General features: G+C 57.3%; 17 protein-coding genes and 4 pseudogenes. 9 read left to right on the top strand and 12 right to left on the bottom strand.

Translation table 11 applies throughout. The features are described 5' to 3' along the window. The first annotated feature begins 175 nt into the window (after nt 1–175). Nucleotides 176–1120, top strand: coding sequence for a Dyp-type peroxidase (locus tag JFT91_RS14300; RefSeq protein WP_201232778.1), 945 nt, complete (start codon nt 176–178; stop codon nt 1118–1120). On the opposite strand, the gene JFT91_RS14295 is transcribed toward JFT91_RS14300, so the two are convergent. Continuing rightward, the gene (locus JFT91_RS14295) at nt 1121–1909 is read right to left on the bottom strand and encodes an AraC family transcriptional regulator (protein WP_201226743.1); all 789 of its coding nucleotides are present in this window, start codon (nt 1907–1909) and stop codon (nt 1121–1123) included. An 84-nt stretch (nt 1910–1993) separates the two neighbouring features. Here JFT91_RS14295 and JFT91_RS14290 point away from each other — a divergent pair, with 84 nt between their 5' ends. Continuing rightward, a complete protein-coding gene (locus tag JFT91_RS14290) occupies nt 1994–2992 on the top strand; it encodes a bile acid:sodium symporter family protein (RefSeq protein WP_201232777.1) in 999 nt (332 codons plus the stop codon). A 55-nt stretch (nt 2993–3047) separates the two neighbouring features. Then, a complete protein-coding gene (locus tag JFT91_RS14285; protein ID WP_201202614.1) occupies nt 3048–3461 on the top strand; it encodes a VOC family protein in 414 nt (137 codons plus the stop codon). On the opposite strand, the pseudogene JFT91_RS14280 reads toward JFT91_RS14285, so the two are convergent. Beyond that, nucleotides 3458–3595 (bottom strand): annotated as a pseudogene (locus JFT91_RS14280) (LysE family translocator); the annotation flags it as partial. The gene JFT91_RS14285 and the pseudogene JFT91_RS14280 sit on opposite strands and share 4 nt — an antisense overlap. Between JFT91_RS14280 and JFT91_RS29645 the strand changes: the two are divergent. Beyond that, nucleotides 3590–4317, top strand: a pseudogene (locus JFT91_RS29645) (DUF4113 domain-containing protein); the annotation flags it as partial. The pseudogenes JFT91_RS14280 and JFT91_RS29645 overlap by 6 nt on opposite strands. Before the next feature lie 61 nt (nt 4318–4378). Here JFT91_RS29645 and JFT91_RS14265 read toward each other — a convergent pair. The 4 genes and pseudogenes from JFT91_RS14265 to JFT91_RS14250 form a co-directional block, all read right to left on the bottom strand. Further along, nucleotides 4379–4918, bottom strand: a complete 540-nt coding sequence (locus JFT91_RS14265; protein WP_201232774.1) for a hypothetical protein — start codon at nt 4916–4918, stop codon at nt 4379–4381. Between the two features lie 202 nt (nt 4919–5120). After that, nucleotides 5121–5528 carry a hypothetical protein gene (locus JFT91_RS14260; protein WP_201232773.1) on the bottom strand — a complete coding sequence of 136 codons (408 nt, stop codon included), beginning with the start codon at nt 5526–5528 and terminating at the stop codon, nt 5121–5123. A gap of 297 nt (nt 5529–5825) precedes the next feature. Continuing rightward, the gene (locus tag JFT91_RS14255; protein ID WP_201232772.1) at nt 5826–6020 is read right to left on the bottom strand and encodes a hypothetical protein; all 195 of its coding nucleotides are present in this window, start codon (nt 6018–6020) and stop codon (nt 5826–5828) included. Between the two features lie 122 nt (nt 6021–6142). Next, a pseudogene (locus JFT91_RS14250) lies at nt 6143–6511 on the bottom strand (LysE family translocator); the annotation flags it as partial. A gap of 272 nt (nt 6512–6783) precedes the next feature. On the opposite strand from JFT91_RS14250, the gene JFT91_RS14245 reads away from it, so the two are divergent. From JFT91_RS14245 to JFT91_RS14225, 5 genes are all read left to right on the top strand, one after another. Beyond that, on the top strand, nt 6784–7398 hold the full coding sequence (locus tag JFT91_RS14245) for a biliverdin-producing heme oxygenase (RefSeq protein ID WP_201232771.1): 615 nt from the start codon (nt 6784–6786) through the stop codon (nt 7396–7398). Beyond that, nucleotides 7395–9632, top strand: coding sequence for an ATP-binding protein (locus JFT91_RS14240; RefSeq protein ID WP_201202624.1), 2238 nt, complete (start codon nt 7395–7397; stop codon nt 9630–9632). The genes JFT91_RS14245 and JFT91_RS14240 overlap by 4 nt, the downstream gene beginning before the upstream one ends. A gap of 273 nt (nt 9633–9905) precedes the next feature. Next, nucleotides 9906–11534 (top strand): YncE family protein, encoded by a 1629-nt coding sequence (locus JFT91_RS14235; protein ID WP_201232770.1) that lies wholly within the window; start codon nt 9906–9908, stop codon nt 11532–11534. 4 nt (nt 11535–11538) lie between these two features. Continuing rightward, nucleotides 11539–11925, top strand: a complete 387-nt coding sequence (locus JFT91_RS14230) for a YncE family protein (protein ID WP_201232769.1) — start codon at nt 11539–11541, stop codon at nt 11923–11925. A gap of 318 nt (nt 11926–12243) precedes the next feature. After that, entirely contained in the window at nt 12244–12831 is a 588-nt protein-coding gene (locus tag JFT91_RS14225; protein WP_201232768.1) for a LysE family translocator, read from the top strand. 154 nt (nt 12832–12985) lie between these two features. Here the strand turns inward: JFT91_RS14225 and JFT91_RS14220 are convergent, their stop codons facing one another. From JFT91_RS14220 to JFT91_RS14195, 6 genes and pseudogenes are all read right to left on the bottom strand, one after another. Further along, on the bottom strand, nt 12986–13294 hold the full coding sequence (locus tag JFT91_RS14220; protein WP_201232767.1) for an antibiotic biosynthesis monooxygenase family protein: 309 nt from the start codon (nt 13292–13294) through the stop codon (nt 12986–12988). Between the two features lie 21 nt (nt 13295–13315). Beyond that, nucleotides 13316–14298 (bottom strand): annotated as a pseudogene (locus JFT91_RS14215) (zinc-dependent alcohol dehydrogenase family protein). A gap of 61 nt (nt 14299–14359) precedes the next feature. Beyond that, complete coding sequence (locus JFT91_RS14210) at nt 14360–14662, bottom strand: ArsR/SmtB family transcription factor (RefSeq protein ID WP_201232766.1); 303 nt, start codon at nt 14660–14662, stop codon at nt 14360–14362. A gap of 100 nt (nt 14663–14762) precedes the next feature. Continuing rightward, on the bottom strand, nt 14763–15596 hold the full coding sequence (locus tag JFT91_RS14205; protein ID WP_201232765.1) for an AraC family transcriptional regulator: 834 nt from the start codon (nt 15594–15596) through the stop codon (nt 14763–14765). 35 nt (nt 15597–15631) lie between these two features. Then, the gene (locus JFT91_RS14200) at nt 15632–16135 is read right to left on the bottom strand and encodes a VOC family protein (RefSeq protein ID WP_201232764.1); all 504 of its coding nucleotides are present in this window, start codon (nt 16133–16135) and stop codon (nt 15632–15634) included. Between the two features lie 94 nt (nt 16136–16229). After that, on the bottom strand, nt 16230–18656 hold the full coding sequence (locus JFT91_RS14195; protein ID WP_201232763.1) for a TonB-dependent siderophore receptor: 2427 nt from the start codon (nt 18654–18656) through the stop codon (nt 16230–16232). Nucleotides 18657–18744 lie beyond the last annotated feature (88 nt).

The raw sequence follows: 18744 nt of genomic DNA, 5'->3' as shown, positions 1-18744 counted from the left end.
TGGGCTCGGGGTCAGTCGAGCTCATGCTAGCGACGAGTTTGCGTGGAAGAAAAATCGTTTATTTCTGCGGCAGAGTTCGATAAAAACGAAGTGTCGGTCACAGCGGTATTCCGACCTATCCTCGATTAGCGGGTCGTGCCCCTGGCGCAACCCTTACGGAGCGGTACTTTCAGCGATGACCGATGACACTCTGGAACCTCAAGCGGTGTACAGTCCGATCACCAGCAGCGCGATTTTTATCGTCGCGACGCTCAATGCCGGCACCGAAGCGAGCGACACCGTAAAAGGCTGGTGCGCTGATCTCGCCGGGCTGGTGCGATCGGTGGGCAAACGCGTACCGGCAGGCAATCTGTCCTGCGTTTGTGGTTTTTCCTCGAATGCCTGGGATCGTCTGTTCGGCAGCCCGCGTCCGGCGGCACTCCACGGTTTTCGTGAGTTTGGCGGGCCAGGGCGCCACGCCCCCGCGACCCCCGGCGACTTGCTGCTGCACATCCGTGCCGATCAAATGGATCTGTGTTTCGAGTTGGCCACGCAGATCATGGCAACGCTGGGCGATGCCGTGACCGTGGTCGATGAGGTTCAGGGTTTCCGCTATTTCGACATGCGCAGCATCATCGGTTTTGTCGACGGCACGGAAAACCCGGTCGGGCGCAAAGCCGTGAATTTCACCATCGTCGGCGATGAGGATCCGGACTTCAGCGGCGGCAGTTACGTGCTGGTGCAGAAGTATCTGCATAACATGAACGCGTGGAACGCATTGAGCGTCGAAGCGCAGGAACGCGTGATCGGGCGCAAGAAATTGTCCGATATCGAACTGGATGATTCGGTCAAACCGAGCAACTCCCACAGTGCGCTGACGACAATCACCACAGCAGACGGCGAGGAAGTGAAAATCCTCCGTGACAACATGCCGTTCGGCCGACCCGGGGCCGGGGAGTTCGGTACGTTCTTTATCGGCTATGCGCGTTCGCCAGAGCCGATGGAACAGATGCTGGAAAACATGTTCGTCGGCAAACCGCCGGGCAACTACGACAAGCTGCTGGACTTCAGCATCGCGGTGACCGGTAGCCTGTACTTTGTGCCGTCCGCCGATTTGCTGGAAGCGCTGGCCGATCGCTGATCAGCGAAAAAACTCCCCCGGTGTTTCGCCAAATTGCTGGCGGAACGCGGCGATAAATGCCGACGTCGAGTCGTACCCGCAGGCCAGCGCCACGTCTGTCACGCGTTCGCCTTTCTCCAGCGGCGTCAGTGCGCCAAGCAGGCGCAAGCGCTGGCGCCAGGCGCGGAAGGTCAGGCCGGTGTCACGCAGGAACAGACGGGTCAGGGTTTTTTCAGTGACGCCGAATTTTTCGCTCCAATGGCTCAACGTGGTCTGTTGTTCCGGATGCTGCTCCAGGCTCTGGTAGATCTGCCGCAAACGCGCGTCCTGGGGCAGCGGCAGCATCAGGTCGATGGCTGGAGCGTCGGCCAGTTGGTCGAGGATCACTTGGGCGAGACGTCCATGTGGGCCACTCTGGTCATATTCCACCGGCACCTGACTGAATGCGCGAATAAGCTCCCTGAGCAAGTCATTCACGCCGAGCACATGACAGTGCCCAACCGCCCAGCCGGCAACGCTGCAATCGATGTACAGGCTGCGCATCTCGGTCTGCGGCGAACTGAACACCCGATGCGGCACACCCGCCGGAATCCACACCGCGCGCTCTGGCGGCGCGACGAAGCGGCCGGCGCTGGTCTGTACTTCCAGTACACCCTGAATCGCGTAGGACAATTGCACCCATGGGTGGCTGTGGCGGCGGGTCAGGGCGCGATTGGGCAGCGATTCGGTGCGTCCGTAGAGCGGGCGCGGCAGGCTGGGCAGCCCGGGAATGCTGCGTCGGATGCTTTTGTCATGTCCTTTAGGCGGCATCTTGTGGCCCTTCGGCGTTAGTCGGTAATTTACAGTCACGTTAGAGTCGTCAGCATGCACTGGCAACCCCCGGATAAAAACACCATGACTCGCCCAAGATTTTTGCCCGACAACTTCACCCTGACGCTGATTGGCGTCGTGCTGCTGGCCAGCTTCCTGCCGGCCAGCGGTCAGGTCGCGGTTGGCTTCGGCTGGCTGACCAACCTGGCGATTGCGCTGCTGTTTTTCCTGCACGGCGCCAAACTGTCCCGTGAATCGATCATTGCCGGCGCCGGCCACTGGCGCCTGCATCTGTTGGTGTTCGGCCTGACGTTTGTCCTTTTCCCGTTACTGGGCCTGGCACTGAAGCCGCTGCTGTCGCCGTTGATCGGCGACAAGTTGTACATGGGCATGCTGTATCTGTGCGCACTTCCAGCCACCGTGCAGTCGGCGATTGCCTTCACTTCTCTGGCTCGGGGCAACATTCCAGCGGCGATTTGCAGTGCGGCCGCATCGAGCCTGTTCGGGATTTTCCTGACGCCATTGCTGGTGACGCTGCTGCTCAACGTCCACGGCGACGGCGGTTCGACCCTTGATGCGATCTTGAAAATCAGCGTGCAGTTGCTACTGCCATTCATTGCCGGGCAAATCGCCCGTCGCTGGATCGGCGCGTGGGTCGGGCGCAATAAAAACTGGCTGAAATTTGTCGATCAGGGCTCGATTCTGCTGGTAGTCTACGGCGCGTTCAGCGAAGCGGTCAACGAAGGCATCTGGCACCAGATTCCGGTCATCGAGCTGTTGGGATTGGTGGTGGTCTGCTGCATCCTGCTGGCGCTGGTGTTGCTGGCGTCGACGCTGTTGGGCAAAGCGTTCGGCTTCAGTCAGGAAGACCGCATCACCATCCTGTTCTGCGGTTCGAAAAAGAGCCTGGCCACAGGCGTTCCCATGGCGCAGGTATTGTTCGCCGGCAGCACCATCGGCGTGCTGATTCTGCCGCTGATGCTGTTCCACCAGATCCAGTTGATGGTCTGTGCCGTGCTGGCCCAGCGCTATGCGAAACGTCCGGAGTCGGTGCCTGAGTTGATGGCACAAGTCGATCCGTAACGCTAACCTGTTGGAACTGCGGCAGGCTGCTCAAGGTTTGTGAGGTGTCGGGTTTATGCATCCGTTTTCGATTCGACATATTGATCACATCGTCCTGCGCGTGAAAGACCTGCAGCGCAGCATCGAATTCTACGGCCAGGTATTCGGCGCTGAAGTGGTCAAGCGCAACGAGCCGTTGGGGTTGATCCACCTGCGCGCGGGTACGTCGTTGATCGATCTTGTCGACCTGCAAGGTGAACTCGGCCGCAAGGGCGGCGGGGCGGCCGGGGCCGAGCGGCGTAATGTCGATCATTTCTGCCTGCGCATCGAGCCGTTCGATGAAGAAGCGCTGAGCGCACATTTGCACTCCTTCGGTCTGCACGTGGAAAAAGCCGCCACCCGCTTCGGCGCCGAGGGTAACGGCTTGTCGCTGTACTGCTTGGATCCGGACGGTAACCAGGTTGAACTCAAGGGGCCATCCGAGGCTTAAGCACGCTTGGCCATCAACAGCACCGAAGCTGCCGCCGACAACAGTCCCGCGCAGCAACGATTGAAAATCCGCTTGCCGCGCGGCTCGGCGAACCAGCGGCGCATGTGCAGGCCCATCCAGGCATAAGCGCTGAGGTATGGGTTGCGGGTCGCTGCATGAAAATGCACTTGAATGGCTTGGGTATCAAGACGGCCTTGGACCTAGCGAAAGCAGACGCCTGGTCACTGCGAAAAAACTTCTGTGTGGTAATCGAGAAAACTGCCCGTGAGCTTGCCGGTACGTCGTGCTTAGAGCTGGACGAACCGAACCCACCAAAGCAGGAGATCTGCTGCAGCCGGATGTTCGGCAAGCGGTTGAAGAAGCTGCCACCGATTAAGGAGGCCGTGGCAACCTACATGATGCGAGCCTCAGAAAAACTCCGAACGCAGAAGTCACTGTGCAAGAAAATCCGAGTCAGTATCCGCACCGGAATGTTCAACCCCGAAGAGGCGAAATACGCGAATTGTGTTGTAGTTGATCTGCCATACCCAACGGATGACGTTCGGCTACTGACGACGGCGGCTGTCGATGCGCTTGATCGCGTTTTCCGTTTTGGTTTTAGTTACAGCAAAGCAGAGTAATGCTGTTGGATCTGTGCCAGCAGGGGGAATGTACGGACGATCTGTCTGCCAGCGCTCACCCAACTCAGGCGACTAAGGTCATGTCAGTGCTAGACGAGATCAATAGCCGATGGGGTAGGGGGACATTGCGTGCGGCCATTGTACCTAGGGCGCCGGACTGGGGGATGTGCAGGGAAATGATGAGTCAGAGTGATACCACGCGGATCGACCATCTATGGCAGGTGAACTGTAAGTGACGTGCATTCATTTAAAGATCGTGATCGAAACGCCTAATGAATAAGCAAATCTGCGTAGATATCATGCAATTGATATCGTGTGAGCTAGTTGAGTGATTTTTGATTTGAAGGTCTCGCAAGATTTTTCAAATGACGATTGCAGATTTTCGAACTCTAAAGTTGATAGGCCGTTTTTTCTGGGGTCAGAAAAGAATGGGACTATTGATTTTCTTGCCGCTTCGACGATTGCGTACTCTTTTTCAAGGGAAGGGAAGTGGATCATCATTATTATTTTGTATTTCTGAGCCTCGCCTGGAGCCAGAAGGTCGAGCTCCTTTATCAGTTCGTGTATTTGGTCAAAGTGGAGTTGTTTTCTATAAGATTGCAAGTGAAATAGATATATGTTGGAGAAGGTTAGCTGCCACTTTTCAAATAAATAAACTAGCTCTTCTAGTTTGGCGATTTTTAATTCTTTGTTTTTTTGTTTGTTTTGATGGTCAATATTAAGTTTTGCAACTTTTAGATTGAAAATACTTGTTACTATGACTGCTGCGATGGCTGCTGTGGCAGTGATTAAGCCAGTAAGTAGAGGGGCTATTTCTTTTATATCTGTAATTTGCATTTTTTCACACGTTGATTTTCGTTTAAGGGAGCGTAAGGCTGGAATCAGGAAATGCGGGCTTTTCCTCAGGCACGTGGGCGTTCTCCATCGCTTGGGTTGGTTGGTTGTGGTTGTATTGATTTTTTGTTTGTGAGAAGGATGCTTGCAATGTACCAAATAAGTGAGGCTAAAAGAGAGGCTACCAAGCCAAGCCCAAACCCAATCAAGCGTTCACGCCAAATACCTGAAGTTGTTCGCTCTTCTTGAGCTCTAAAAAAGCTTCTACCACGGCTTTGTTTGAGTCGACAAGGGGTTGGAGCATCGCTTTTTCCGATTTTAATTTTGCGATTGTATCTTCGGTCTCGCGCAAAGCGGTTTGTTGGTTTTTTACGAATGAGAGAAGTTGTTTGAGGTTGGTTTCTGTGTTGCTTAATTGCTCGATCTGTAATTGGTAGTCGTTGTTCTGGAGTCTTTTAAGTTCTCTGTTTTCTCGGTCTAATTGATCGATGAAGGAAACTGCTATTGTTAAAATTGCTGAAATTATTGAAGTTACTACGGCTGTGATGTAAGGATTTGTATTAAAGGCTTTTACCCAGATTTTTGCTAATAGTTTAAGTGGTGAAGTCGGCATGTGTGTAGTCCATTTTCCACAGGTGAAGGCTTTCGCAAGTGTCTATGTCGCCTTAGTCTGGTGTGGACAGTAGCAAGTGGCCACGTTTATGGCAAATGCTAGCCGTGTTGCAATGTTGGGATGTGAGTGTAAAAATCCCGTTGCGGGGTTGAATATCTTTTATAGTTAGTGAGCTATGCTTTCGTCGCGAACGGAGTTTTGGTTGGGTATTCGGCTTTTGATAAGGCCTCGCACTCTACGCGGGGCCTTTTTACGTCATTGGCGTTCCTCGAAGACTGGCAGACTCCCAAACGTGCTTTAAAGTATTTCCAGTACGGACGGCCTTTGTACCGGCTCGCCTTCCATCCCGAGGATGTAGCAGGCTGCAGGCTGTGCTTGGATGTGGTCGTAGCCGGGGACCACGGCCAGCACCTTCCAGCCCTCCCTCAATAATTGGTTTACCTGCGCGACGTTTATTTCTTCGCGCACTATGATTGCATCCGATAGTTGCATGTTGACTCCTTGATGGCACCTGCTAAAAGAATGAGCGTAGCGCATCCATGGAGGTGGGTAGGGGATGTTGTCAGTGCATCATCGGTAGATAAGCAGATTTACAATATATATTTGCCATCGTTAGGATTACCGGCCGCGACCAGAAATTCCTGACGCGCCAAAGCGAAGAACCCCACTGCAGCCCCGGTCACCTGTTGCTCGGCCTCAGGATTGGCCCGCCACAGCTGCCATGCCAGATACAACAGATACGCTGCGCCGATGATCTTGATCGCGTGGAACAGCCATTCCGACGTCTGTAACACCACCGACAGACCCGCGCCGGCCAGCGCGATCATCCCGGCAAACGCCAGAATACGTCCGATGCCGGCCGTGCAGGCGCGGCGAAAACCGTACCGGGTCGCGTTGCTGACCGACAGCAGATTATTCGGGCCGGGGGCCATGTTCAGGGCGAAGCAGGCCGGGAGAAACAGGGTGAGAGTGGCGAGATCCATAACGGCGCTCCAGAAACGATGAAGACATTTTTATCACAGCCCACGCGTCCCCAGACCCATACAGTCAGGCCGAGCTGTCGCGGTACAGCAGCTGGCAGCGTTGGTCTTCGGGTAGAACTTTCCGCATGCAAGACGACTCTGTATGGGGCAGAGGGGTTGGTCTGGGCGAATAAAGCTATCTATCCGGTCAACAAGGGCGTATGCCCTATAAGATCCGCCCTTGTGTTGCGAACCCCGCATGGCCGCAGGCGGCCCCACCAAGAGCGACATACATGCAAGCAAAGGCCCGTGAAGTTTATGTGCCACCGGTGCTGCAAGATCTGCGAGCCGGCACTGCTGAGCTGCACATCGCACTGGAAAAACGCCTTCCGTTTTTCTCCGATACGCTCGATACACCCGCTTTCGTGCGTCTGATGCAAGCGTATTACGGCTTCTATCTACCGTTGGAAAACGCCTTGCAGCGCAGTGGTGCAGTCCCCGACGATTTCGACCTGACGCCACGCCTCAAGAGTCAAACCCTGCGCAGCGACCTGCAAGCGCTGGGCGTTACCCCGCCAATCCTGGAAAATCTGCCGATCTGCGCGCAACTGCCGTTGATTGATTCGAGCGCTGCCTGCCTGGGTGTCCTCTACGTACTTGAAGGGGCGACGCTCGGCGGGCAAATCCTGCGCCGGGAAATCGCCAGCCGGTTGGGCCTGGAAGCCGAAAACGGCGCTGCTTTTCTCGATATCTATGGCGCCGCCACGGGACGTCGTTGGCGCGATTTCATTGAATATCTGGGCACTCGCCCGATGGATGCGGGCGAGCGCGAGGCCGTGGTTGCGGCCGCACAAACCACATTCAGCTGTTTCGAGCGTTGGCTCGAAAGCCGGGAGGTACTGGCATGACTCCGCAAGACAAAGAAGCCTTTGAAGAACTGCTGGCCAACTGTGCCGACGAGCCGATTCGTTTCCCCGGCGCAATTCAGCCCCACGGTTTGCTGCTGACCCTGAGCGAGCCTGCGCTGACGATCATTCAGGTCAGCGCCAACGTTGAAACCCTGCTGGGCCGCGAGGCGCAGAGCCTGATCGGGCAGCCACTGGAGCAACTGATCGGTGCCGCCGAAGCCGCGCAAGTGCGCGAAGCCTTGCTGCAACCGGCATTGTCTGACACGCCGCCGCTGCTCTTCAGGCTCAATGGCTCGGCGTTCGAAGGCTTGCTGCACCGGCATCAGGGTGTGCTGATTCTGGAACTGGAAATCCACGTCGATAACTTTCAGCCGCGCAACGTGGCCGGCAATCAGACTCATTTGGGGCGGATGCTCCAGCGCCTGCAAGCGGCCACTACGTTACAGGCCTTGTACGACATCAGCGTCAAGGAAATCCAGGCGATGACCGGTTACGACCGGGTGCTGATCTACCGTTTCGAGGAGGAAGGGCACGGCCAGGTGATCGCCGAAGCGTCCGACCCGTCGATGGAGGTGTTCAACGGCCTGTTTTTCCCGGCGTCTGACATCCCCGAGCAGGCCCGCGAGTTGTACCGCACCAATTGGCTGCGGATCATCCCCAACGCCGACTATCAACCGGTGCCGCTGGTGCCGAAGCTGCGGCCCGATACGCAAACACCGCTGGACTTGAGTTTCGCCACTCTGCGCAGCGTGTCGCCGATCCATTGCCAGTACATGAAGAACATGGGTGTGCTGTCGTCGATGAGCATTTCCTTGCTCAAGGGCGACAAACTCTGGGGTCTGATCAGCTGCGGCAATCGTCAGCCGTTGCACGTTCCGCATGAATTGCGTGCGGCGTGCCAGACCATCGGCCAAGTGCTGTCGCTGCAGATCAGCGCGATGGAAGCGCTGGAAATCAGCCGCCAGCGTGAAGAAAAAGTCGAGGCGCTGGCCTTGCTCAATCAAGCGATGGTCGACTCGCCGCAGAATGTTTTCGATGGCCTGGCCAACCAGCCGCAAGTGCTCATGGCGCTGACCAATGCTGGCGGCATCGCGATCATCGAAGACAATCAGTTGCATCGTTACGGTAACTGCCCGGAGCCCGCGCAAATCCGCGCCCTGCACAAATGGCTGCAGGACAGCGGCGAGCCGGTTTTCGCCAGTCATCACCTGGCCAGCGTCTATCCGCCCGCCGAGCACTATCAGCAAGTGGCCAGTGGCGTGCTTGCCATGAGCCTGCCGAAACCGGTGGACAACGGCGTGCTGTGGTTCCGCCCCGAGGTCAAAGAAAACATCAATTGGAGCGGCGATCCACGCAAGCCACTGGACCTGGAAAACTCCGACGCCGGCCTGCGTCTGCGCCCGCGCACCTCGTTCGAAATCTGGAAGGTCGAGATGGCCGGGATTTCCACCAAGTGGAGCCACGGCGACCTGTTCGCCGCCAACGATCTGCGCCGCTCGGCACTGGAAAATGACCTGGCTCGGCAGGTGCGTCGCGAGCAGGAAGCGGTGCGCGCCCGTGATGAACTGGTGGCGGTGGTCTCGCATGACCTGCGCAACCCGATGACCGTCATCTCGATGCTCTGCGGCATGATGCAGAAGGCTTTCAGTTCTGATGGCCCGCACACCTCGCGGCGTATCTCCACGGCTATCGACACCATGCAACAAGCCGCCGGGCGCATGAACACGCTGCTGGAAGATCTGCTCGATACCTCGAAAATCGATGCCGGGCGCTACGTCATCACCCCGCAGAAACTCGATGTCGGGCAGATGTTCGAAGAGGCGCAGACATTGCTCACGCCGCTGGCGCTGGACAAGGACATCAGTATTTCCTTCGAGGCCGATCCTGACCTGCGTATTCACGCCGACCCGGAGCGGTTGTTTCAGGTGCTGTCGAATCTGGTCGGTAACGCGATCAAGTTCACCCCGCGCCTTGGCACGGTGGGCGTGCATGCCCATTCGGTTGGCGATGAAATCGTCTTCACCGTGCGAGACAGCGGCGAAGGCATTCCCAAGGAAAATCTGCCGCACGTATTCGACCGTTACTGGACAGTAAAAGAAGGCAACCCGAACGGCACTGGCCTCGGTTTGTACATCACCCAAGGCATCGTCGAAGCCCACGGCGGGCGGATCGTTGCCGAGAGCGAGCCGGGGCGGGGCAGCGAGTTCCGCTTCACCGTGCCACGCCTCGACTGATCCTCAGTCTGCGCACCCTCAAGGGCGGGAGTGGGTTTGCTGACGAAGAGGGGGCACCTCCCAAAGTGGATTATCTGTGAAGGGGGAATTGGGTTTGCCCCCCAAACAGGTGGGGTGGCTGCAAGGGGAAATGACAAGATCGCTGCCTTTTTTGCCTCTGACCTTCCGTCAGAAAACACCGCCCACCTGTAATTTCTGACAGTAGTCAGTTCTTTCTCACCCCTGTGTAATGACGCATCTACCAATCAGGTTTTGCGTGCACGGGAGAATGATATGGATATTCAGTCAAAAGATTTAGCCGGTGCTTTTCAGCTGTTTCCGATGATCATTCCCGGATGGCGAGACTCTGTACTGCCGGCGGGTCTCGCCCATGGTGGCATCCCCCAGGCGATTTATCAGGCGCCTGACGGCCTGTTGATGGTCATTGATCCATTCTCGACGCTATCGTCTCCGATGGCTGCGTACGATTCAGTTGAGTTGTGGATCAACGGCAAACCGACGTCCGTAGTCAAAATCATCCAACCGGGAGAGGAAAGCCTGCGCATTGCGCTGCACTTGCCGCCTGGGTGGCTGGAGGATGGCATCAATCAGGCGTTTTACCGGGTGACACGCCCTGGAAGCAATTTCGAAGACTCCAGACCGGTCCTGGATTTGCTCTACCACAACCCGGCACCTGGCTATCCTGCGCCGGGTGGCATCACTGTTAGCCATCCAGCCAGTGTGGAACCGGCAGAAGCGGCAGCAGGGGTAGTGATCACCGCAACAGTCAGCTTCACACGACCCTATGACGAAGTCACTTTGACTGTCGGGACATGGAGGGGCACGTTCACTGTCACGGATGTGACCCAGTCGATCGCGTGGACACTGACAGCCGCCGATTTCCAGCAGATTGGCGACAACCCACTGACGCCCGTCAGTATCAGGGTGGTTGACCAATTGAGTAACCGTAATGCGTCGGTGACGACGTACATGAGCATCAACGCCAGCGAGTCTCAGGATACAGTGGCGTTTCTCAATGGTCCCTTTACCGTTGCTGGAGGAGGACAAGTGAGGGACATCCATCTGAGTCTGGCGAGGGCAGGGCAGCCCGTCTCGGGCGTCATTGCTGTGACACTGCCCGTCGGCACGGTATATGCCGACGGTGCAGAGGGGGCACGCGATTTCCCGACACGAGCGGACGGTACGCTGACAATCGAGGGTGTAAAAGGGGCGACTGTTTCCGGGGCGTATACCTTGACCGCTTCCAGCGGGAGGAGCACGGCAACCGAGATGTTGACCGTTACAGGGTACGGTCAATCAGACTGGATTTCCGTCGGGACGCAAATAAGAGATATCAACTTTAGTAGTGATGGACGGCACGTCTATGTTGCCCCGGTGAACGGCGACTCGATCGCGGTCATAGACACTGAAAAAAACATTGTCGAGCGCTACATTCCTGTCCAGGCGGGCGGCTGGGTTCACCATGTATTGAGCAAGAATGGTGGGCGGGCCTACGGTGGAAATGTGCCAGGAGACAGGCTGGAAATACTCGATATCGAGCGGTCATCCATCATCGCAACTTTTCCAGTGGGGCGGGCGCCCTTCAATGTGGCCTTGAGCCGCGATGAAACGATGGCGTTCGTCAGCAACCTGCATGCTGCCTCAGTTGACGTCATTGATCTTCAAAGTTTGCGAATCATTAAAAGGATTTCGGGTGTTGCGTACCCTTATCAATGTGTGGCGCATCCCGACGGTAAGTTTATGTACCTTTGTGCTACGGGTTCCAACTCCATCGCGGTTATCGATGTGCAAACTCTGGCGGTGGTCAGATCAATTCAGTTGAAAGCCCCCACTCAATCTTGCTATAACCCCGGATGGAAACAATATTTTCGTCAATATCAATGTCACTGGAAGTACCGATGAAATTTTGAAGCTCAATGCTTATACCGGGGCGGTGATTGCGGTAATACCCTTCAACGATTTGGCTCGCGCGGTAAGAGTTAATCATGCCGGTACGCAAGCCTTCTGCTGCCACCCTCATACGGATACCGTTTCTGTAATCGATGTGGCATCGGGCACCCTGGATCGAAGAGTCAGAACAGGTCGATATCCGCTCAGCATTGCAGTGAGTCCAGACGATTCGCTTGGTTATGTCTCCTGTCATCTCGATGGCACGGTTCGCCTTATTCCTCTGCAATCAACAGGGTTGATAAGCCGCGCAGGTGAGCAGGAGCCAGAGAGTTTTGAGCCTAAACCCTGGACGCCGGCGGAGGGGGACGATCCGTTTTTGGGCGGTAATCCTTCCTGGCTTTAAATCGGCCAGTGGGGTACTTGATTCGGGCCGATAGCCACAAGGCCCCAATATGCTCGTGTGCCACCGATAGATCTTGTTTGAACGCTCGTTGAGCATTCGTCTGATCGGTAGAGGCGACGTCTAATGCCCTACTGGCTGAGTAGCCTGGAGTTGTGCTCGCTGATTTGGTCAGCGGCGCATACAAGCTTGAAACTCGCCTTACTCGCGGGTGCATGAGACGGGGTAAGGCGTAATTTTCGAGGGCGATTTTCTTCAATACTGTGGATGAGGTGCTGGTTAGGGTGAGCACCTTGTTCCTCGTTTTGAAGAAGGTGTGCAATGAGTGTGATTGTTTCGATGGCGGCGTTTGCGTTGGCGGCGTCGATCACGCCGGGGCCGGTGAATATCGTGGCGTTGAGTTCGGGGGCGCAGTTCGGTTTTCGGGCCAGCCAGCGGCATGTCGCCGGAGCGACATTGGGGTTTGTGCTGTTGTTGGTGATGATGGGCCTCGGCCTGCACGAGGTTCTGCAGCTCTGGCCGTTCATGACGCGGGTGGTGCAATTGGCTGGAGTGGCGTTTCTGCTGTTCATGGCCTGGAAACTGGCTATCGATAACGGCCAATTGAACACCAGGGATTGCGCACGGGCGCCGTCGATGCTTTATGGCGCGGTGATGCAGTGGCTCAACCCCAAAGCCTGGCTGGCCTGTGTGGCGGGAATGGGCGCGTTTGTGGCGGATGGCGAGGCGCGGCTGGTCTGGCAGTTTGCGGCGGTGTATCTGGTGATTTGCTATGTGTCGGTCGGCTGTTGGGTGTATGCCGGGACATTTTTGCGTGGGTATTTGAGCAACGCGGCGGGGATGCGTTTGTTCAATCGCAGCATGGCGTTTTTGCTGGCGTTGAGCGCAATCTACCTGTTGTTCAATTGACCTTGTGGGAGTGAGCCTGCTCGTGAAAGCGTTGATTCAGTCGGTACAGCCAATGACTGACATACAGCATTCGCGAGCAGGCTCGCTCCCACAGGGAATGTTTTTCTCAGCTCAGGATTCAGTCGCGATCGCTACCGGGCGTTGCCGCCGCAAGTTAGTTGAACGGCTGCTGAAAAGCGCCACCCTCAATGTGATAGACCTTCGGTTCGTCCGAAAAATAGTTCTCCAGGCCCAGCATGAAGACGCGATGATCTTCACTCGCTTCGAAGCCCGGCGTGTGATCCTCGAGCGATTGCCAGCGCACGATCAGATTGAACACCTCGGGCGACTCGATCCCCTGCGCGAGCAAGTGGCCGCCGTAACCCTTGGCGCGGCTGAGCAAGGGTTCTACCTTGGCAAATGCCTTCCGGAAAGCTTCAGTTTGCCCTTTGTGAACGGGTAGCAGTGCGATCTCGTAAATCATGGTGTTGTCCTCGAAGTGAGTTCAGCGATCGGCGAGCCGGGATGACGGCGCAACAGCAATCGCGATTTTCCCTTGAATCCCATTGTTGGGCGTTTCCAGCCGGGCATGGGCAAGCCCGATGTCGGCCAGCGAATACACTGCACCCACGTGGGGCCGTAATTGACCGCGGTCGATCAAAGCGCTGAGCTCATCGAGCTTGCCGCGGTTCTGCCGGGTGAATACGAAGTGATAGCTGGCATTTTTGCCCCAGGCTTGAATCAGATTCTGTGGCTGGGCAAGGTCCACGATGGAAACGACACGCCCCAGTTGGGCGAGCGCGTCGGGGCTGCGCGACAAGGTGTTGCCGCCGATGGTGTCGAACACCACGTCGACGCCGCGACCCTCGGTTTCCCGCAGAATCGCGTCAACGTAATCCTCCTTTTCGTAGTCGATCAGCACATCGGCGCCCATCTGCCGCGCGAACTCGGCATTGGCTTCACGCACGGTGGTGAAGACCTTCGCGCCGATGGCTTTTGCCAACTGGATCGCGACATGACCGACGCCGCCCGCACCGCCGTGCACCAGAATGCTTTCCCCGACCCTGAGTGCCGCCCGCACGACGAGCGCTTCCCACGCCGTTCCGCCAACCAGACTCAGGCTTGCCGCTTCAAGGTGGCTCAGCGTTGCAGGTTTTTCCCGACAATACTTTCGGCCGCAACGTGGTATTCGGCGTAGCTGCCAGCCCCATCAAATATTTGCGGGGTGTACCAGACTTCGTCGCCCGGCGCGAAAGCCTTCACCCCGGGTCCGACGGCTTCAACGACGCCGGAGACGTCGTGACCGGTGATGGCGGGGAGGGGCACCAGGTCGGCATAGTCGCCACGACGCACCTGATAATCCAGCGGATTGATGGAGGTGGCGTGAACCCGGACCAGCACTTCCCCCGCTTGGGGAACGGGCGTGGGTACGTCGCAAAGTTTGAACGATTCCGCGCCGCCAAATGATGTAAGGACCATCGCTTTCATTGCATTTCCTCGTTTCGGTAAAAAGGGATATCGGGAATTCTCGATATCATGGGGCAAAAAATTACAGCTCGCTGCCGATGATCTCGGCCAGCGCACTGATCGCTGCTTCGTTGCGTTTGTAGTAAGTCCACTGTCCGATGCGCTTGACCTCTACCAGACCGGCGCGTTGCAGCGTCGCCAGATAATCAGACACCGTCGACTGCGAGAGCCCGACGCCTTCCTGAATACTGCTGACGCAAACGCCCACCGTGTGCACGTCACCTTCATCCTGAGGAGGAAAGTGCTTCTCGGGATCCTTCAAGCCTTTGAGGATCTCAAGGCGTGTACGGTTCGAGAGGGCTTTGAAGATTTCGAGTAATTCCATGCCGCGAAGATATCGAAATTTACCGATATGTCAATATTTCAATTTTGGGGTCATCAACCCATGAGGCTGTCATCTGACGCTGTGGGTTTCAGATGAAGTGTCAGCCGCGATACTGGCCCGGCGTTGCCGCCAGATGCTGTTTGAACGCTCGCTGAAAATGCGCCTGATCGGCAAATCCCGCTTCCAGCGCGACATCGGCGATCAACTGACCACTGCGCAAACGCCCACGGGCGAACTGGATGCGCTGGTTCACCAGAAACGCGTGCGGGGTCATGCCGTAATGCTGTTTGAACGCACGAATCAGGTACGACGGTGACAGCTGCGCCGCCAGACAAATGTCGTCGAGGCTGAGCAGATCGGTGCAATGTTCACGAATGTAATCGGCGGCGCGTTCGAGCTTGAAGTTCGGCTCGCGCAACGGCTGATCGCTCGGGTTGAGGCGCAGTTGCAGATCGCTGAAAAACTCCACCGCCGTGCTCTGTTTACGCAGCACATCCTGTTGATCGTCAACCAGAACGTCATAAAGCGCGATCAGTTCGCGAAACAGCCCGACGTCCTGCAAATGCGTGGCTGAAAACCGCCGAAACTGCACATCCTCGGCAAACCCGGATTGATGCTGCAAATCCGTCAGCCAGGGCGTCTCGACGTACAACATCACGTATGACCACGGCTGGTCATCGATCGGATTACAGGCGTGCACATCACCGGGATTCATCAGCACCACCGTGCCCGCCGCGACCTCGAATTGCGCCTGCTCGTGGACGTAAGTACTGCGCCCGGAAGTGATCGCACCGATCGAGAAGTGCGCGTGTGAGTGCCGGGCATAACAGACTTCACGGCCATCGGCGATGGCTCGGGCTTCGATGAAGGGCAGGGCGTCGTCGCGCCAGAAACGCGGGGCTGTTTCAGGGTTTTTGGCGGTGGTGTGCTTCATTGTTGTTATTCCCGGCAGGCCAGGGCCCGAGTGTATTAGCTCTGGCCGGCAAAGGCCCGTTCCAGTTCGGCAATGTCGAGTTTTTTCATCTTGAACATGGCTTGCATCGCCCGCTGCGACTTGCTGGTGTCGGCATCCAGCATCATCTGCATGAAAGCAGTTGGCACGATCTGCCATGACACGCCGAATTTGTCCTTGAGCCAACCGCATTGCTGCGCCTCGACCGGGCCACCCGCAGAAAGATTGCCCCAGTAATGGTCGACTTCTTCCTGATTCTGGCAATTGACCTGAAACGAGATCGCCTCGTTGAACTTGAACATCGGCCCACCGTTGAGTCCGGTAAACGTCTGGCCGTCGAGTTCGAAACTGACGGTCATCACCGCACCTTCCGGCTTGCCGTGAAACTCCTGGCCGACCTTGCTGTAATGGGTCAGGCCGGTGATTTTCGCGTGATCGAAGATCGAGCAGTAGAACTTCGCCGCCGCTTCGGCCTGATCGTCGAACCACAGGCAGGGCGTGAGTTTTTGAAAGCGTTGCATGGCAGTCATCCTCGGCAGGTTAGACACGCTGGACTATCAGCGTAGACAGTCCTTGGTCGACTGGCAGCGCCGTAGATCGACAAAGTGGCGTGGGTCAGAAATCCCAACGCGTGGTCAATTGCAGGCTGCGCGGTTCGCCATAGAACCCGGTGCCGAAGTTGCCGAGGCCGGTGTAGTAGGTCTTGTCGAAGAGGTTTTTGACGTTGAGCGTGGTGCTCAGGTGGTCGTTGAAGCGGTAACGCGCCATTGCGTCGACCAGGTAATAACTGTCCTGAGTGATGCGCACGTTCTGGCCCGCGGCGGGCTGGAACACGTTGCCGAAAAATTCACTTTGCCAACTGACGCCGCCACCCAATGTCAGATTCTGCCAGGCGCCGGGCAGGCGATAGCTGCTGAACAGCCGCACCAACTGCTCAGGCGCAGTGGTCTGCAGGATTGAGGCGTACACCGGATCACCACGGGCATCGCGGGTGTGGTTGTAGGCGTAGCCGGCGGAGAGATTCCAGCCTTCAGCGACTTCACCGGCCAGTTCGAACTCAAAGCCTTTGGTCGTTGCCCCCTGAACGGCGCGGTACACCGCCGCGTTGTCAAAGCCGCTGACTTGTTCGGCGACGTTGTCCTGTTCGATGCGGAACACGGCAAAACTGGCGTTGAGCCGACCGTCGAAGTATTCGGCTTTTATCCCCGCTTCATAGCTGTCGCCTTGCACCGGGTCGAGCACTTGGTGCGAGGCGTCCTTGCTCAGTTGTGGCTGATAGATGCGTGTGTAACTAGTGTACAGCGAGTACGTGTCGTCGAGGTCGTAGACCGCGCCCGCGTATGGCGTGACTACACCGGTCTGGCGGTAGCCGTCTCGGACGTTGACGGTGTCTGGATCGCGATAGTCGAGGTGGTCGCTGGCGCTGAAATCGCTGACACGTACGCCGAGTATCAACGCCAGATCGTCGCTGGCCTTGAAGCGGGTCGAGAGGTACGCGCCGGTCTGGCGCTGACGGATGGTGTCGGTGCCGACCTGCGGGATGTCGGGTTTGGCGAACTCACCGTGCCAGTCAAAAATGCTGCCATCCAGCGCTGGATAAACCGAGCCGTACACCGGGTTGTCCTGGCGGGTGTTCATCGACATGAAACCGACGATCAACTGATGCTCGCGACCGAACAGGCTGAACGGCCCGCCGAGGTTGAGATCGACATTGTCCTGCACTTCGTCGCCCTTGAATTTGCCCATGTACAGGAACATGCCGTCGCCGGTCACAGGATCCGGGTTGCCGCCGCTGGCGGAGCCGAGCAGGGTGTCGTGCTCGCGGTGTTTGCGGTCGTAGCTGAGCTTCAGCGTCCAGTCGTTCTGCAGGTGCCGGGTGACGGCGGCGAACAGCGTCTGGTTGCTGAAATCCCTGCGGCTCCAATCAGTGGCCGGGTTGAACGAGCGGGAGAAGTTCGTCCGCGCGCCGTCGCTGTAGAACATCGGGAACCCGGTCCAGCTGGCGCCGCGCGAACGAGTATTCTGCTGATCAAAACCAAGGGTCAGCAGGGTCTCCGGGCTCAGGTCGGCTTCGACGATGGCGTAGGCGATGTCCTTGCTGTTCTGGTAATGATCGGCGTGGGCGCTGCGTTCCTGATGGACGCCAACGAAGCGCGCGCGCAGGTTGCCGCTCGCGGTTAACGGGCCGGAGACGTCGGCCTCGCTGCGGTAGTTGTCCCATGAACCGACGCTGCCGCTCAGCGAAGCTTTGAACGCAGGAGTAGGGCGTTTACGGATCAGGTTGACCGTGGCAGAAGGATCGCCTGAACCGGTCATCAGGCCTGTTGCACCTTTGATGATTTCGACCCGGTCGAACGTCGCCATGTCGGTGCTGGTGGTGCCGTAATCGTAGACGCCGTCGTAGTCGGTATTGACCCCGTCGTACTGGAAATTGGTGATCGGCGCGCCACGGCTGGAAAACTCCCAGCGCTCGCTGTCGTAGTTCTGCACGCTGATGCCCGGCGCGCGGCGCAGCACATCGGCGATGCCAGTCGCGCCTTGATCGTCGAGTTGCTGACGAGTGATCACGGTGACCGATTGCGGGGTTTCGCGCAGGGACAGCGGCAGGCCAGTGGCCGACGAAGATTGCCCGGTGGTGTAGGCATGGGTGTCTTCGGTGATAGCACCGAGGGTTTTGCTGTTGATGGTGGTGGCGTCCAGTTGCAGCGGTTCTTCAGAGGCCGTGGTCCGCAGGACATAGCCGCCACCGGTTTGCGGCTGAGCTTGCAAGCCACTGCCCTTGAGCAGAATTTGCAGGGCTTGTTGCGCGGTGTAATCGCCGTTCAGTCCGGGGCTGTGCTTGTCTGCGGCAAGATCGTTGTGACCGGCGATGAACACGCCGCTTTGTTCGGCGAAACGGTTGAGCGCTGAAACCAGTGAGCCCGCAGCGACCGAATAATGCTGCTTCTGCGCTTCTGCTTGCGCAATCGAGGCGCACAGCCCCGACACGGCAAATGCCAAGGCCAGAGCAAAACGGGGGGGAACTAGAGTGGAGCGCAACATGCAGTTTTCCGGTGGCGATCAACGAAGTGGGGGTTGCTCAGGGTTAACCGAATGAACGCGCCCAAAGGGAACCGCCAGGTAAAAAAAC

The organism is Pseudomonas sp. TH08 (genome assembly GCF_016651275.1).
Taxonomy (GTDB): domain Bacteria; phylum Pseudomonadota; class Gammaproteobacteria; order Pseudomonadales; family Pseudomonadaceae; genus Aquipseudomonas.
This window is presented reverse-complemented; position numbering and strand designations above follow the sequence as displayed.